The 15,464-nt window shown below is 44.4% G+C and carries 18 protein-coding genes; 17 read left to right on the top strand and 1 reads right to left on the bottom strand.

Features of this window, described 5'->3' with window-relative positions; all coding sequences use genetic code 11:
• Positions 1–219 precede the first annotated feature (219 nt).
• The 17 genes from GBK04_RS29785 (at position 220) to GBK04_RS29705 (ending at position 14,806) form a co-directional block, all read left to right on the top strand.
• Positions 220–633 (top strand): hypothetical protein, encoded by a 414-nt coding sequence (locus GBK04_RS29785; protein ID WP_152766857.1) that lies wholly within the window; start codon positions 220–222, stop codon positions 631–633.
• A 6-nt stretch (positions 634–639) separates the two neighbouring features.
• On the top strand, positions 640–1,374 hold the full coding sequence (locus GBK04_RS29780) for a P-loop NTPase family protein (protein ID WP_152766855.1): 735 nt from the start codon (positions 640–642) through the stop codon (positions 1,372–1,374).
• 3 nt (positions 1,375–1,377) lie between these two features.
• The gene (locus GBK04_RS29775; protein WP_152766853.1) at positions 1,378–1,932 is read left to right on the top strand and encodes a hypothetical protein; all 555 of its coding nucleotides are present in this window, start codon (positions 1,378–1,380) and stop codon (positions 1,930–1,932) included.
• Between the two features lie 18 nt (positions 1,933–1,950).
• Complete coding sequence (locus GBK04_RS29770; RefSeq protein ID WP_152766851.1) at positions 1,951–2,667, top strand: hypothetical protein; 717 nt, start codon at positions 1,951–1,953, stop codon at positions 2,665–2,667.
• A gap of 37 nt (positions 2,668–2,704) precedes the next feature.
• Positions 2,705–3,028, top strand: a complete 324-nt coding sequence (locus GBK04_RS29765) for a DUF4134 family protein (protein ID WP_152766849.1) — start codon at positions 2,705–2,707, stop codon at positions 3,026–3,028.
• Between the two features lie 36 nt (positions 3,029–3,064).
• On the top strand, positions 3,065–3,421 hold the full coding sequence (locus tag GBK04_RS29760; protein ID WP_152766847.1) for a DUF4134 family protein: 357 nt from the start codon (positions 3,065–3,067) through the stop codon (positions 3,419–3,421).
• Between the two features lie 12 nt (positions 3,422–3,433).
• Positions 3,434–3,871 carry a DUF4134 family protein gene (locus GBK04_RS29755; protein WP_152766845.1) on the top strand — a complete coding sequence of 146 codons (438 nt, stop codon included), beginning with the start codon at positions 3,434–3,436 and terminating at the stop codon, positions 3,869–3,871.
• Between the two features lie 14 nt (positions 3,872–3,885).
• Positions 3,886–4,224, top strand: coding sequence for a DUF4133 domain-containing protein (locus GBK04_RS29750; RefSeq protein ID WP_152766843.1), 339 nt, complete (start codon positions 3,886–3,888; stop codon positions 4,222–4,224).
• Entirely contained in the window at positions 4,221–6,740 is a 2,520-nt protein-coding gene (locus GBK04_RS29745; protein WP_152766841.1) for a TraG family conjugative transposon ATPase, read from the top strand. Before GBK04_RS29750 ends, GBK04_RS29745 begins: the two co-directional genes overlap by 4 nt.
• A 97-nt stretch (positions 6,741–6,837) precedes the next feature.
• Positions 6,838–8,022 (top strand): hypothetical protein, encoded by a 1,185-nt coding sequence (locus tag GBK04_RS29740; RefSeq protein WP_152766839.1) that lies wholly within the window; start codon positions 6,838–6,840, stop codon positions 8,020–8,022.
• Positions 8,019–9,317, top strand: coding sequence for a TraJ family protein (locus GBK04_RS29735; protein WP_152766837.1), 1,299 nt, complete (start codon positions 8,019–8,021; stop codon positions 9,315–9,317). The genes GBK04_RS29740 and GBK04_RS29735 overlap by 4 nt, the downstream gene beginning before the upstream one ends.
• Positions 9,318–9,421: 104 nt before the next feature.
• Positions 9,422–10,039 (top strand): conjugative transposon protein TraK, encoded by a 618-nt coding sequence (gene traK, locus GBK04_RS29730; protein WP_152766835.1) that lies wholly within the window; start codon positions 9,422–9,424, stop codon positions 10,037–10,039.
• A gap of 5 nt (positions 10,040–10,044) precedes the next feature.
• On the top strand, positions 10,045–10,275 hold the full coding sequence (locus GBK04_RS29725) for a hypothetical protein (protein ID WP_152766833.1): 231 nt from the start codon (positions 10,045–10,047) through the stop codon (positions 10,273–10,275).
• Positions 10,276–10,282: 7 nt separating this feature from the next.
• Entirely contained in the window at positions 10,283–10,999 is a 717-nt protein-coding gene (locus GBK04_RS29720) for a hypothetical protein (RefSeq protein ID WP_152766831.1), read from the top strand.
• 27 nt (positions 11,000–11,026) lie between these two features.
• Positions 11,027–11,707, top strand: coding sequence for a conjugative transposon protein TraM (traM, locus tag GBK04_RS29715; protein ID WP_373331575.1), 681 nt, complete (start codon positions 11,027–11,029; stop codon positions 11,705–11,707).
• Between the two features lies 1 nt (position 11,708).
• Positions 11,709–12,704: a conjugative transposon protein TraN gene (traN, locus tag GBK04_RS29710; protein WP_373331560.1), complete on the top strand. Its 996-nt coding sequence runs from the start codon at positions 11,709–11,711 to the stop codon at positions 12,702–12,704.
• A gap of 1,115 nt (positions 12,705–13,819) precedes the next feature.
• Complete coding sequence (locus GBK04_RS29705; RefSeq protein ID WP_152766826.1) at positions 13,820–14,806, top strand: replication initiation protein; 987 nt, start codon at positions 13,820–13,822, stop codon at positions 14,804–14,806.
• A gap of 27 nt (positions 14,807–14,833) precedes the next feature.
• On the opposite strand, the gene GBK04_RS29700 is transcribed toward GBK04_RS29705, so the two are convergent.
• The gene (locus GBK04_RS29700) at positions 14,834–15,133 is read right to left on the bottom strand and encodes a hypothetical protein (protein WP_152766823.1); all 300 of its coding nucleotides are present in this window, start codon (positions 15,131–15,133) and stop codon (positions 14,834–14,836) included.
• Between the last annotated feature and the right edge of the window lie 331 nt (positions 15,134–15,464).

The raw sequence follows: 15,464 nt of genomic DNA, 5'->3' as shown, positions 1-15,464 counted from the left end.
ATTTAATATTTTATGCATTGAAAAGGCACAGTATGGCTGTACACTTAGTAATCTGACTATTGGAATAGAAGAACGGGGTGTTCGTTGGAACTGAGTTTCTGCTGAGCTGATCGCGTGTTAGCGACGTGCTGCTATTGAGTCAGTCATGGGTTGTTAACGTGTTACTAGAAAAAAAATTTTAAATTTATCAAGTGATATTTGAGCCATAATTGAGCTCGCATGGTAGAAGAGAACTTCAGGGTAGACAAGGTTCAAGCCAGGCAAAGACTAATTTTCCTGCTTAAAAATAGTATGGTAAAAGGAAAGTTTGAGCTTCTATACAAGCTGTTCCATAATGAAGTGAAAGGGCTGTCTCTATTGGGGGCTTCAAAGCTTATATCCGCCGAACTGGGGATACAAGTCGGAATCCAGACCATGCGGACATTAAGGATCAAATGCCACGAATTCGAAAATGCAAAGAGAAAGGGTTTAGGGCGTTCATCCCCGTTCGATCCCCCGTTTATCCAGGAAAGTGACGGAGGGTACCTTTCAAATGTAAAGGGAATGGAGGATTTCAGACCAATGGACGTGTTTGCAGAAATTCATGGCAAATCTTCTCCGCTGATAAAGTGGGCGGATAAAACCAATTCATAGCGGCGCATGGAAGAGATAGTCGGATCAAGGAAATTCAATTTTATAATCCAAGCAAAGGGCGGGGTAGGAAAATCATTTTTGACCTACCTCATTGCCATCAAGCACGAGGAGGATTGCGGCCGCACTTTCATCGATGTCGATAGCTCCACCAAAACCAGCACGGCCCAGCTACGGTTCCTGGCTGAAAAGGAACAACGCCTGGCGGAGATCGACCTATTGGATAACTACCGTAAGATAGCCCGTGACCGACTCTTCGACAGCATCCAGCAATTGTCGTCGCTGAATAATGCAGCATTCTATCTGGATTTTGGTGCCCCTGAATCGGAGCAGATTCCTGCCCTTTTGACGATGGATTTGGATCAGGACGATCTCAAACAGTTTGAACAGTATCTGGGTGTGGAATTCCTGTTCCATGTGGTCGTTGCGGGTGGCACAGCCTATACTTCGTGCGTCGATTATCTCATGAAAATTTATAAGGCCGTTGGCAATGTCTTTCCAATTACGGTTTGGATTAACGCCAATACCTTTCAAAATTTTCCGCAGCAGCGAGAAGAGTGTTTATCAGTGGCAGCAAAGTGTCGGATAACGGTAGAGTATTTCGGAGACATTGAACTCAATACCGACTTGGCCAGCAAGATCATCAGCAACATTGAGAGAGGGGAGGGGAGTAAGGGAATTCTGGCGGCCGGGTGGTTCGTCAAGACCAAAATGGACAAACTGGTGAAAGCCATAACCATTTAACCATTGGAAACGCCACAACAAATTACCAGCGATGAGTTGCGCCGCATCAGCGGCCACTTTCAGGAGAAGTACGGCTTGGCCATGGACTCGCTGACTGCTGCCTTACTGAATGAAGTGAAAGCGAAGGGACAGCATAATATAGAAAGTCAAAAAGAACTAGCCGACAAAATAATGAGTGAGATAAAGGCAGTAAAAGGAGCCATCAAACCCCTCGTGACAGAAAACCCTTGGGTTGCGTTTACCTACGGTTTCGGCAAGCATGCCTGGGCCTTTACTACAGTAGTCCTTCTGGGTGTCGGCCTACTACTGCACCACAGTAGGGAAACCACCAAAGCAGAATACCAGCGGGCACAACTGGTGTTAGAGCGCTATCCGAATCTACCAATGCTTGAACCACTCATCAAGTCGGCCAAAATCGTGCAAAAGGATCAAGGGGCTTTTTTAGAATTAGCACCGGCAAAAGACAGGCTACTGCTAGGCAGGAATTATACAGTTGACCCATCAATCAGACTGCCAGAAAGCGCCCAAAAGGTATTTGTACCATTGAGTTTCAAATGACTAAACTTGCTGTTTTTCATGCTATTGATAATAAGTAACGGCGCGTACATTCTTTTCTCATTCATTGCCTTTATCGCTTACGCTTTCATTTACCTTTTTTTCGTAGGAATGTTGAACGGAGGGAAGGCGAACCTGCAAAACCGTCCAGAGGTAACCGGGTATGAATCCCTCAGAAAAGGTGATCGAAATATCGGGGAGGAAGATAGGATTACAATCGTGCGACTAACCAATCCTGGGGATGAAGATGGTGAGAGTGGATCCACCTATGATTACGAGGCAACTTTTTACGGCAATGAATCGAACTATGAGCTATTCGAAGATCCAGAGGTACCTTCTGGTCCAAAGGATAATAAGGCAAATAGCCCAGAGGCGTCTCCGCTTACCGCCTCGGAGGAGGAAGAAAGTGATGAGGATGATGAATGGCCTACCCTGAAAAGCGCCATTGAGTGCAGAATGGATGATTCAACCGCTGAATTGACATTAAGTAATGACATTGTTGGCGATCTGACCGCTGAGGAACTTGTTCACCTCACCACTATCCGGGTAACTACCCTAAACGATGCTGAACTATATCCCGAGTTGGTGGAAGAATGCAAGGCTGCCAATAAAAGAGTCAATGAATTAGTTCATGAGACTGGAAAGAGGGTCGAGGAGATTGTCTCTACCCTGCTTACTACCCGGGAAAAAGTGATTTTCAACGCATTCCCGATGGTAAAACACAGTCAAGCTGCTTAAAAGAACCCCCTTCAACCAATTCAAAACCAATAATCTTATGACCAAGCTATTGCAAAAAAACATCCTTACGGTACCAGCAATCCTTCTCTCTTTTGGAGTGGTTCTCGCCCAAAATCCTGGTATTCAGGCCGGTGCTCAGGCAATTCAGCAAGCTTCCGCCGACCTTCAGGCTTACTTTGAACCCGTTACGACCCTAATTTACATCATAGCCGCTCTCGTAGGGCTGTTTGGGGGATTCAGGATTTATTCCAAATGGCAGAATGGAGACCAGGACGTTCAGAAAAGTGCCATTGGTTGGGTTGGGGCCGTCTTATTCCTACTGTCGATCGCTGCCATATTACAAGCTGTATTTTTTACCTAATCGGAAGAGCCTTTAAGCAAATAAATCATCTATCGCATGATCCTAAATACCATATTTTTTAACTTATTATGCCAGGCGCAGCATTACTTAGGTAGGGGAGAAGGTGCCATCGAGGGTTCCATCATTGACCGTTACATCACTGATCCCATTTCCAACAATCTGGACGTTTTTTCCAATTTCGTTTTTGCGGTTTGCGGGATCATGGGGTTGCTGGGTGGACTCAGGATTTACACTGGGGCCATGAATGGTGACGACGACGTGAAGCGTCACGCCTTCCGGTGGCTGGGGGCTATTATAGCACTCTTTGTCATTGGATACACTTTACAGAGCCTTGCTTCCGCACAGAAGCCCATGCAAGGCGATGCTAATGTCAAGAGTTTCATGGAAAAATAGAAGGCTACAATTATGGATTTGACCGCCGCCTGGACAATCTCGAAAATTATTGCTCTGACGATCATTGCCGTATCGGGTCTCGTCGCAGGAATGAGAATCTACCAAGGCATGCAACGAGGTGATGATTTCGAAGCACCGGCCTTAAGATGGCTAATAGGGTTAGCTGGGGCTTCTGCTCTGGTGTATGCCGTCGAGTCGTTCATCTACAATGATAGTGGATCGTGGGCGAGTTCAGGTTCAGCACCCCATTTCGTAGCATTGAGCTATGCGGCAGAAGCTCATCAGGACGCATTATATCTGGGACTAGCCATGGCCTTATTCTGCCTGATCAGGGTGTACAGCAAAATCCAGAAGGGCGAAAATGACATTTACGAATATATGTTGAAATGGTTTGGCTCACTGATGTTCCTTTTTATGATGGGCTGGATAATCGATTCAATTTTAGGCTGAAACCTTAGTCAGATATGAAGAAGTACTCCATTTATCGAGGCATCGACAATGAGATTGAGTTCAAAGGATTGCGAGGGCGGTATTTTTATTACGCCGCTGGCGGTGCGGTAGGATTTATCATGACTACACTGCTGCTTCACATATTGGGTGTTCCAGTTCTTTTAAACATCGTATTTCTAGGCTTGGGCTTGTTGGCTTCCTTTCTCATCCCAACGAGCTACAATAAATCGCACGGACGATGGGGATTTGATAAGCTGCCCGTGCGGAGCCTACAGCCGAAACACATCGTGCGGTACAGATTGATCAGATCAATAGTCAAACAGGAGATAACCATAAAGGGGAGAAAATCATGAACAATCGGGTAAAAAGGTTTGAGGAGATATACCCCATTTTCAGAATAGACAAGGAAACGGGGATAATGATTTCAGTCAACTGCGATCTTACAATGGCCTTTGAAGTAGTGCATCCTGAAATATTCACCTCGTCTGACGGTGAAATAGACATTCTGACGGAGGCCTACGTTAGCGCGATAAAAACGCTGCCCGTAGGCTATATCATGCATAAGCAGGATTGGTATGTTTCCCAGGCCTACGAAGCAGATCTTAAAAGCCCCACAATTAGGAACGGGAACTTTGTAGCCTTTGATAATGAACTGCATTTTGCCAAACGCTCTTGCATTAAGCATAGGGCCTATATATTCATTACCCGGCCAAGTAGCGATATTAAATCTCGTTCTTCCAAGCACTCTTCTTTACTGAAAAGGCACCTGGTGCCGAAAGAAGTACTGTTACCCGAGACATGGGAAGTCTTTTTAGACTCCTGTGAACAGTTCGAGTATCTGTTGAATGGTTCCGGGAAAGCAAGCATACGGCCATTGGAAATCGAAGAAATTGTCGGTGATGCCAGCAAAACGGGTTTGTTGGAAAACTACACGAGTCTAAGTTTCGATGACAGGAGTCTGCATGAGGTGGAGACGGCCGTGGACGGATCCATTCAAATCGGTGGCAAAACCGCCTTCACTTACGTTATCTCTGAGTTGGGCGTTTTTCCGCCAGTCGTGACTAATTCTGTCATTTACGAACCGTATTCATCCGAGCGGTACAGCATCCCGGTAAGCACGGGCGCGTTTTTGGGATTGGGACTTTCTTTCAATCATATCTATAACCAGGTCATCCTGATTGAAGACCGGGACGCCCTTTCAAGGAAACTGGTTTCGGAAATAAAAAGGCACACCTCATTTTCAGAATGGGAAAAGGGAAATCAGGTTTCCATGGGGTACAAGGACGAATATCTCCTCGAGATGGAAAAAAGTGCAAGGACAGCGGTCAAAGCACATTTCAGTATCATGGTCTGGGATAGGGATCGAGAAACGGCGGAGGCTCTTCGCGCCAGCACGGCGTCTGCCCTTAGTAATATCGGAATTGTCCCCAGATTGGCCAGACACGATGTTTCGACGCTTTACTGGTCTTGTACTCCCGGTAATATTGGAGAACTGGGCATAGACAATCTGCTTACTTCCTTTATCGAGGAAGCTGTCTGTCTGCTGGCCATCGAGACCAACTACAATGATGCTCCTTTTTCGAAGTCTGGGATCAGAATGACCGATCGTTTTGGCAATCCCAAAATGGTCGATCTATTTGATGAGCCCTTGAAAAAAGGATCTATCTCCAATCGAAACACTTTCATTGTTGGGCCCTCGGGATCCGGGAAATCCTTCTTTACCAATAACATGGTGTATTACCTACTTACAGCGGGTATGCATGTAAGCATTGTGGATGTTGGCCACAGCTACCGCAGACTGTGCGATGTCATGGGCGGAAGGTACGTAACCTACGAAAAGGAGAACCCGATCAGTTTTAATCCGTTTTACTTTAAAGACGAAAGCCCTCAGGAAGAGGATGAAGATGCGTTGGCCGAGCTCCTTTTGTCACTGTGGAAATCGGATAATGAAACGGTGACAAATGCCGAGCTTACGACGATTCGGGATATTGTTCACAACTACTACCATATCCTCCGTAACAATAGGAACCACTCAAACCGAATGTTCCCCTGTTTTGACACTTTTTATGATTTCACAAAACAAACCTACCCGGATATATTTTCTGCAAACGGGGGACGGGAGGGACGGGAGTTTGATTTGACCAACTTTCTCTACTGCCTGAAACCCTACTATCGGGATGGGCAATATGGGTTTCTCCTGAATTCACGCGCTAATATAGACCTCATGGATTTGCCCTTTGTCATCTATGAACTAGATAACATAAAGGATCACCCGGTGCTGTTCCCAGTCACGACCATTATGATTATGAACACCTACGTTAGGAAGTTATTCACGGTGAAAGGTGTGATTAAGGCACTCATTATAGAGGAAGCATGGAAAGCGCTTGCAAAGGAGAAGTTTGCCAACTTCCTGAGATGGGCTTCCAAGACAGTCCGAAAACACGATGGGGCATTGATCGTAGTGACCCAGGAACTTGACGACCTGGTGGGCAACGAGGTGGTGAAAGACGCCATTATCAATAATTCCGATGTAAAGGTGCTACTGGATCAGAAGAATTACGAAAATCGGTTTTCCGAGATCGAGGGCCTTTTAGGCTTAAGTCCCAAGCAATCCGCCATTGTCCAGAGCGTAAATCGCTCCCTCGACCACAAGCGACCGCCCTATCGGGAAGCCTGTGTCATACTCAAGGATTTGACCAAGGTGTACGGAATCGAAGTTTCCCCGACCGCCTACGCGGCTTTCACCACCAAGAAAAGCGAGGTCGAGCAAATCCAGAAACTGGCAGAAACTGCTTACAAAGGAAACACCGAGAAGGCAATCCGGGCGTGGAGTAGAGGAGAGCGAGCGGAACATTTTGCGATGGACTAACTCTACGACAAATTTCAAAAGTGACACAGTGTCACTTTGGCCCGAAGGCGATCGGATTTAAAACCAGAATATAGTCAAACTTCAAAGCCCATTTTTTGTGAAAACATACCGCCTAAACCTCGCTTTTCTACTCTTTTGTTCATGGATAGGAGCTTACAAAGGTTTCGCCCAAATGGTGACCTATGATCCTATACACACTACCGTAACCACCATCATCAAGTTTTTCCAGGAACCATCCTTTGGCCAGCTCGTGGGAAACGTAAAAAAACTGGTGCAAATCTCCAAGTTCGTCCGACAGGTGGGTAGGGGGATGGATCTTGCCAAAGAAGCCCGCACCACGCTTTCATTGATTAACAACTACGGCCGGGTCATGGCAGCTGACAATCACATTCTATCCACCGAGTACAGCGTCATATCAAAAGACTTCGTGGCTTTCGGCAAGGAGGTAGCCGCCATCACAACCGACCTGGCGGAAGTTGTGCAACAGAAAAACTCCACTATGGACGACGGTTCCCGACTGCGTGGAATCAATGAAGCTTCAGACAAATTGAAACGGTTGAACGGTGAAATACGCAGATACGTGGGACGGATAAACTATATCTCACTACGGAGGTCTTTCGGTGTGGAAGACAAAGCGGCTACCGCTCGCTTGTACAATATTGCCGCTGACGTTACCCATAACGGTGGAAGTATCTTTTCGGGTGTGGACGAATTCCCCGGCTACACCTATGGCAATGAATATGACAACGAGGAAGTAGATTTTGATGTTGAGCGGAAAATGGCGCAGGAATCCGCCATGATCCAGCAGCAGCTTTACCAGGAGTACAACACAAAGGTACAGATAGCCGAACTGGAAGCAGAATCCCTAGCCAGCTTACAGATTCCCAAGACAACAAAAACGGGATTCTTCAATATCAAAATGAGGGAGGGTGCTTGTCCTATGATTCCTCAGCTTACACCACAGAATACATTCTTTGCCACTACCATGCACTATGATTCTACAAGTGGGGCGACTTTCACCACCCATTATGAGGACAAAGGCAAGAATGCCTTCGATAAAGCGCTTAAGGACTGGGAGTACCAAATGGAGGAGATATGCGGTCCTCTCTGGGATGCCTATGAAAAAAGAGTTGATTTGCAGAGAAGCAAGATTATCCAGGAAACGGTGACGCCACTCAAGAATCAGTATACCAAAGAAATGAATGAAAAGCTGGATGCTGCCAACGCCACCATCGCCGAAAAATACAAGGGTCAATCTACTACTAAACCAAAACCACAATGAGCATCCTATCCATCCTGGCCTTTGGTAGTACCGACCTTTTGAAGGTCATCGATGCAATGTACGCCAAGGAAATTGCTGAGAACACGTACAATAGTGGAATCGGCGTCGAGCTTATGAACGCTTCCCGGGCTATAGCGGGCATTGCCGGACTGTTTTACATTGCCTCAAAGATATCCAGTCAAATTATCAGAAACGAAGGTATCAACTTCATTCCGCTGTTACGCCCCTTTGCCCTTATGATTCTGATCGGACTTGTTCCTCAGATTACCACACTCATCGATACGACCTTTCAAAAGGTAGCCGTTGCGGCTCAGGCAGATAACGAATCAGTCAAGAATCGCGTGGCCATGCTGCAAAAAAAACGCGAAGACGCTGTAAAGAAAAAGTGGAAGCAAATCGAGGACAATGACGATGCCTACGCCATGGAGTTTGGTGAACCGGGTGACGATATGTTTGCGGCTGTAACCAAATCATTTAACATCGCGGTCGGCAAAATGTCGGATGATTTCAAATCTGCCCTGTATGACTTCACCCAATCCATGCTGTCGCTCTTGGGTGACATTGCCTATATTATTCTATACCTCATTTCGGCGGTTTATCGAATAATACTCAGAATAGTAGCGCCTCTGGCTATTGCCTTCGCTATTTTCGATGGTCTGAGTAACAACGTCTTGGAATGGTTTGGTAAATACGTGAACTACGCTCTTCTTCCAATGGTTGCAGGCATTTACCAGAATATCGCAGTAACGCTTAACATGGGTTTTCTGGACGAGATGATGGCCTCTGGGGATATGTCTACCACCTTACCTTCTCAGGATCCTTTTGCGTTTGGGCTGGTATATACTGGCGTCCTGATCATCCTACTGGTGCTTTACATGCAGATACCATCCATCACAAACATGATTATGGTAGTGGGAGGATCATCAGGAATGATTCAGGGGCTAACTGGCAAAATTGCTTCAAGTACTAACTCCGCTGGCAGATTTGGAAGCAAGCGTATTTCCAGCGGAACAATGGCTACTTCCGTATTAGGTACTTCGGGCCCAATCGGTTCTATAATCAAGGACACGGCAATTAACCGAATGGGTGGTGGTGGGGGGGGGGGCCTTCCCGTGTCGGGGGATTTTTCTCGGCTGCCAGGGGGCCGTCTCGTGGTTTTTCAAATAACTCAAAGCAGAGCAACTAATGGAAAGAAAATCAATTTACGAGAGCTTTATGAGAATTCAGTTGGAGGCAATCGTGATTTCGATACTTTCATTGATGATGACAATCGGTTGTGTTGTTTGGTGTTATAAGAAATTCAACGCAAAAACTAGCGTGACTTACATCCACAATCATGGGGTAACGTTACAGGTATTCGACGATACAAAAAATCAAAAGACCCTTTTAGAATAAGTAAATGAAGGAATTGCTCGATTTGGAAAAAGGCCATCAGCGCGCTAGAGTGCTAGTCATGACTGTTGTGATTGGTTGTCTGCTCACTTGTATCATTTCAGTGATAATGGCCTACAGGCATTCCGCCGATGCCTCGAAAAGAATTTTTGTCGTGAACCGGGGAGTTGCTCTTGAAGCATTCAGCGCTAATGTTATGGAGAACAGACCGGCCGAAGCCATATTTCATGTGACTCGTTTCCATGAACTATTTTTTACTAACCCGCCTGATGCCCGTTCTATTGAAGCGAACTATGTGAAAGCCTCTTTCTTAGCTGATGAGTCCGTGAAAATGACCTTTGAACGACTGAAAGAGGACTCTTTTTACCAAAGGCTCATTCAAACCAATACCAACCAAAAAATAGTGGTGGAAGACGTCGAGCTTGATATGAAGAAATACCCTTATAGGGTGCGAACTGTCTTCAAAGTAATACAGGAACGAGCAACGAACAAAAGTACGCGGTTATTGGCTTCGGAAGCGTCCTTAGTGGATGTTACCCGGTCTGAAGTAAATCCACAGGGGTTTTTGCTCAGGAATTTTCGGATTACACAGCGTAGCGATGCTAAAGAGGAAACCATAAGGTAATTGCCATGGGAGCTATCAGACAACGTGTGAAAAAAGGAAAAAACGAATTCAGGCTTTCAGGTTATGAATTGGGTGCAGGCATTAGGAAGGCGATCAAAGCCAAGACACGATCTACTGGTAATGCCCTGAATTCCCTTCAGCATAGGATTGGAGTGCGTACCATGTCTCTTTTGCTCGCCATCATCTGGCTGGTGGCTTTTTACTACTTCGTTGATTTATTGTTTCCATTCATTTGAATAAAAAATGGATAAGACCACCCAAATAAAAGCTGAGAAGGCTAAGCAGCTTTCAAAGCCCTCCAAGCACCTTTTTGTTTTATTACTTCCTGTACCCATCTTGGTTGCGGTGGGAATCATGGGTAATATCCAAGGATGGATTGGAAAGCCCGAAGAAGGGACGAAGGATGACCTTGGGTTGGCCATGACAGTCCCCGACGCAAAGGTGAAGGATTTGGAAAAAGTTAAGAAGTACGGGAATTATTCAGTGGAAACTCCTATGAACGATGTCAATGGCTTGGGTATCTCTTTTGACGACAACTCCAACATCAATTCCAAGATGCTGAATGGAGAGACGGGCAATTCCTTAGGAATCGCTTCAAACACTGACAAGGCCGTAAATAACCTTACGGCAGAAATGGGGGCTAAATCAAAGAGAGGAGGCTCTGTCGCATCCTATGAAGTCAATCTAAGTAGTCAGCAAAAAAAGAATCGAGTTTGGGAAAATAGTCACGCGCAACAACGAGGCCTCAATCGAAATGTCAATACTACAATTGATGCCATATACCGAAATCCCTTACTCAGCCAAGAGGAACAATCGGGACAAGATAGAATGGGTATCGAGGAAAGGCAGAGAATCCAGGCAAATGAAAAACTTCTTGATCTTCTTGACAAACAGATACAACAGCAAGGGCAACCGGGTACAGGCACGTTAGTGACCCAGGATAGAACACCTGTTTCTTGACGTGCTAATTCTACTACGACAACCGCAATCCACAAGGTCGAACCGTACCATGGAGCAATAATCGGTACCAATGGCCGCGAGGGTGGCAACTCCTTTTATGGACTCAATGGTCAAAAGGTAAGAAATACTCGACCATCGAAAACAAGTAGGTCAATTAGTGCAGTTGTCCACGGTGATGGGAATGAGATTACTATCACTAACGGCTCCTCAGTGGCGATAAGAATGAAGGAAGAGTCAGTAATAGGGATTGAGGGTGAGCCGCTCATTCTTCCTGAGAACTCGCTTGTTTATGGCATATCAAGGATTAATGGTGATCGTATATATATTACCGTTAGTTCGATCCGGATGGATAACTATATATATAACGTTAAAATGGAAGCGTATGACCTTGATGGACGTAAAGGATTGTACGTCCCAGATATGAATCTGAAGCAGCGCACAAATAACTCTGTTGTCCAGGGTTCTACCCAGCTTGCCAGCCCAGGCTATATCGTGGGCGGTTCCGTTGGACAGCAGGTTGGCGGCCAATTGGCTTCACAAGGGGTTGGAATGGCTCTCAATGTCGGAAAGAATATCCTGACCAAAAAAGTCCAACAACCGAAAGCCCAAATAAGACCCAACTACCAGATATTATTGCGATCCGGGACGGTAACGTCGGAAATAAATTTAAACGAAGATGAAGTTTATGATGAAAATAAAACTAATTAGAATGAAGCGAAACAGAGTCATGTGGAAGACGTTGAATCTTTTCTGGACAATTTTAATGTTTGGCCAGGGGGGCATTTCACAGATTGCTGGGAATGACTCAATTATTTCAAACAGTGCTATGTCGTCAACCTATTTGAGAACGATTGAGATTGAACCGCATCCTTTTATTCTTCCAATTGCCAAGGCATCTGTACGGGGGAGCTATCCCATCGAGCTTTCATACAGCAAGACAACACATATCATTTTCCCGTCTAAAATACAGGATTTTGATGCGGGGAGTGATGTGGTGATCGCTACAGTGCCGGAAAAACTGCTGAATGTGCTTCGTGTGAAATCTGATGCCAAAGGCTTTTCTGGTGAAACAAATATGACGGTGTTCACAGATGACGGTGGGCTTTTCAGCTTCCTGATTCGGTATAATGATAACCCCGAAGTTTTCAACATTAACATTTCCAACAACATAGCTGCCGACAACCAAGCAACCCATTCTCTTGGTATTGGACAGAGTTCCAATAATTCTCCAAACACTTACTTGATGGAGGAAGGAGGCTATTTGGAACAGTCGCTCATTGCCTCATCACTCGAAGTATTAGTAAGAAAGGATTTTATCCGGCAGTTAGGAGCGCGTAAAAGCGACATGAATGTGCTTTTGAAAGGGATATTCTTGGATGAGAATAATGTCCTGTATTTGAAATTGAATATGAAAAACAAGAGCCTGATGCCCTATCAAATAGACTTTATCAAGGTTTTTGTTCGGGACAAGAACCATATTAAGAGAATGGCTGCTCAAGACAATGAGATTTCGGTTCTAATGGATTATCCCATGAGTATTACGCATCTGAACGGATTACAAAACCTTGAAAAGGTAATTGCTATCCCAAACTGTACCTTGGCTGATGGCAAGACGATGGAAATCGAGATTTATGAGAAAGCAGGTGGAAGACATCTAAAATTTCAGCTGGGTAATGATACTTTGCTAAAAGTCAAAAGATTATGAATTATGTAGTATTTAGAAAAGATCTCAATATCTATTTATCGGACTTTGAATACAATGATCGAAAGCACTTGATTCACTATATTTGAGTAGTGATGACAAATTTTAAGAGGTTTGTGTTCACGCCCTGGCGGTCTGTCAGCCGTCAGGGTAATTTAAGTTCGGCAAGGTCCTATGAAACCCTTGCAGCTGAGAAAATCGTTCTTACGGGAACATAGTCGTGGTTGGCTTCAAGAAGGTTTCTTGAATAATGACCTGATGACATCATTTCCCAGCAATCCAATGACTGTCAAAGCAGATGTCCCAAATGCAATTAAGATAGCATTTTGAAATACCTGTACCATAGATAAATATGATTATTTGCGTGTTGATTGAATATGTGCTGCTCAACCGATAATGATGGTTGATTGAAATAACAATAAATCCATGTTTCTGTTTTATACAGGCCATTTGACGACAAAAGTCCACTGGTCCTGGTGGACTTTTGTCGTTGTATTATCCTTGCTATATGGCGTCAGGTTGATAATTGTATCATTTTATGGACTCAAAGAGACCTAAGGACCGTATATGACGACAAAAGTCCACTGCCCCTAGCTTCAACTATTATTTTTGAACAAAATTTATAGATTGGATAACGGCCTGATTAGCAATATTCTATTTTCAACTAGGAGACGCACTGACTGTTTATTTTGCCTTCTTAATTTTTAACTATTAATCTTAGAACGCCTTTACGTTTTTTTTTTATTTTTTATTTTCTATTACAGTCAAGGTAAATCGCTGATAAATAACATATTATAAACACAAAGAACGACAAAAGTCCACTTTGGACACGACAAAAGTCCACTTACAGGACGACAAAAGTCCACCAAAAAAACGACGATAGTCCACTTTGGACACGACAAAAGTCCACCATATGACGATAAAAGTCCACTTCTTGAAGACAAAAACCGGATATAGCGACAAAAGTCCACCGTTGGAAGGCAAAAACGGCATATGACGACTAAAGTCCACCGAGGGGTGCCTTAAAACTGCGGAGAATATCAATATGGTTAAATTAATGCAAGGATATGACGAAAAAATACTTCTTTTGTCGCTATATTGAATAAATATTTATCGTAATGGAAAAGCACATCACCAAAAAGGCCACTCAGCATAATCATCTGGTCAATGCGAAGTTTGATATGTCAACTTACGAAATGAGACTTTTCATTTCACTACTAGGGCGTCTAAGCAAAGCCGACACCGAATTTTCCGAATGCCAGATCCATTTAACCGATTTCATGGATAAGGCTTCGGGTGGTAAAACTTACCAAATTATCAAAGATTCCTGTGTCAGCCTGAGCAAGAAAGTAATTCAGATCGAATCCTTGGTGGAAGGGAACAGTGGGGGAATGCGAAAGAAGTTTATCGTGCTACCGCTCATGGCGATGGTTGCATACCAGGAGGGGGAGGCAACAATTACGGCACAGTTTAACAATAAACTGAAACCCTACCTGTTAAACCTGGCCGGTAACTTCACTCAGGCGGAGATAAAGCAGTTATTCCGATTGAAGAGCTTTTACAGTTATCGGCTCTATTGGCTACTAAAGCAGCACCAGGCCTTTGGCCAGCGCTACATCGAGATTGATGAACTCCGGGAAATGCTTAATTTACGGGAGAAATACGAAAGATTTCAGGATTTCAAATTGAAAGTGATCAACGCTGCTAAGAAAGAATTGAAAAGCAGTGATATGGCCTTTACTTATGACCTGGTTAAGAAAGGCAGAAAAGTAGAAGGAATAAGGTTCTATTTTGCCACGAGTGCATCACTAAAACCTTCTCCCGACATAGACTCAGGACAGCAACAGCTATTTCCGGAAACGGAGAGTGAATCGGCAGCCCAGATCGTGGCAGTGGAAGTACCGGGAAAGGTGCCACCCAAAGAGATCCTGGCAAAGTTAAAACTTTCCAGCCTGCAAATTAACCGCATCCTTCAACGCGTACCCGCAGATCAAATCTACAAAACCGCATACGATATTAACATCACGCTATTGGATAATCAGAATCTGAACCCGGCGGCGTTTTCATACAGCGAGTTCGAACGCCGGTATTTTCCGAAGGAGTAGGGTAGTGAACAGGGCAGTATTGCGGCCCTACAAAGGGTTGTGTGCCTCAGCAATAAGTCTACGCAGTTCTTCATTTTCAATAGTATAGCGTTGGAGCAAACCTTTCAAATGGGCGTTTTCCGAAAGAAGCGCCGAAATCATTTTATCGGTTTCCTCGTAGGGTACCGTTTCTTCGCCGTTTTTCGCCTGATTGGCGTATCCTCGGCAGGTGGAGGAACAGTATTTAGCCGTGGAGCGACTGGCGAAGTAAACAGTCCCACACCAGAGGCATGTCTTTTCGAATACTTTGGCGTTATGCTTGAATTCGGATCTATCTAGTTTGGGCATAAAATTAGACGGCTTTATAAGTCAAAGATATTAATTAAATTTGAACAGAAACAATTTTATACTGTTATAATTGCGTTTTAATAATGGAAATTATTTCTAATTTATCATTATCTAGCTTCTTAGATTGAAACTACCGATTTAGACAGTCAGCCGCTGCTGCATATAGTAAATTGGAATTTATACATAACATTTGATTTCACCTACCTTACTAATAACCGCTTAAAAGTCCCTTTTTTTGCCCTATTGCTTCCAGTTAGCATTGCGCCCTAGGCCAATAATGGTGGCAATTTCATTGGCAGTCTTCTTTTTACAGCATCACGACTATTGAAGC

Source organism: Salmonirosea aquatica (assembly GCF_009296315.1).
In the GTDB taxonomy this organism is placed as follows: Bacteria; Bacteroidota; Bacteroidia; order Cytophagales; family Spirosomataceae; genus Salmonirosea; species Salmonirosea aquatica.
Note: the sequence above shows the minus strand (reverse complement) of the source record. Positions and strands in the feature narration are given on the sequence as shown.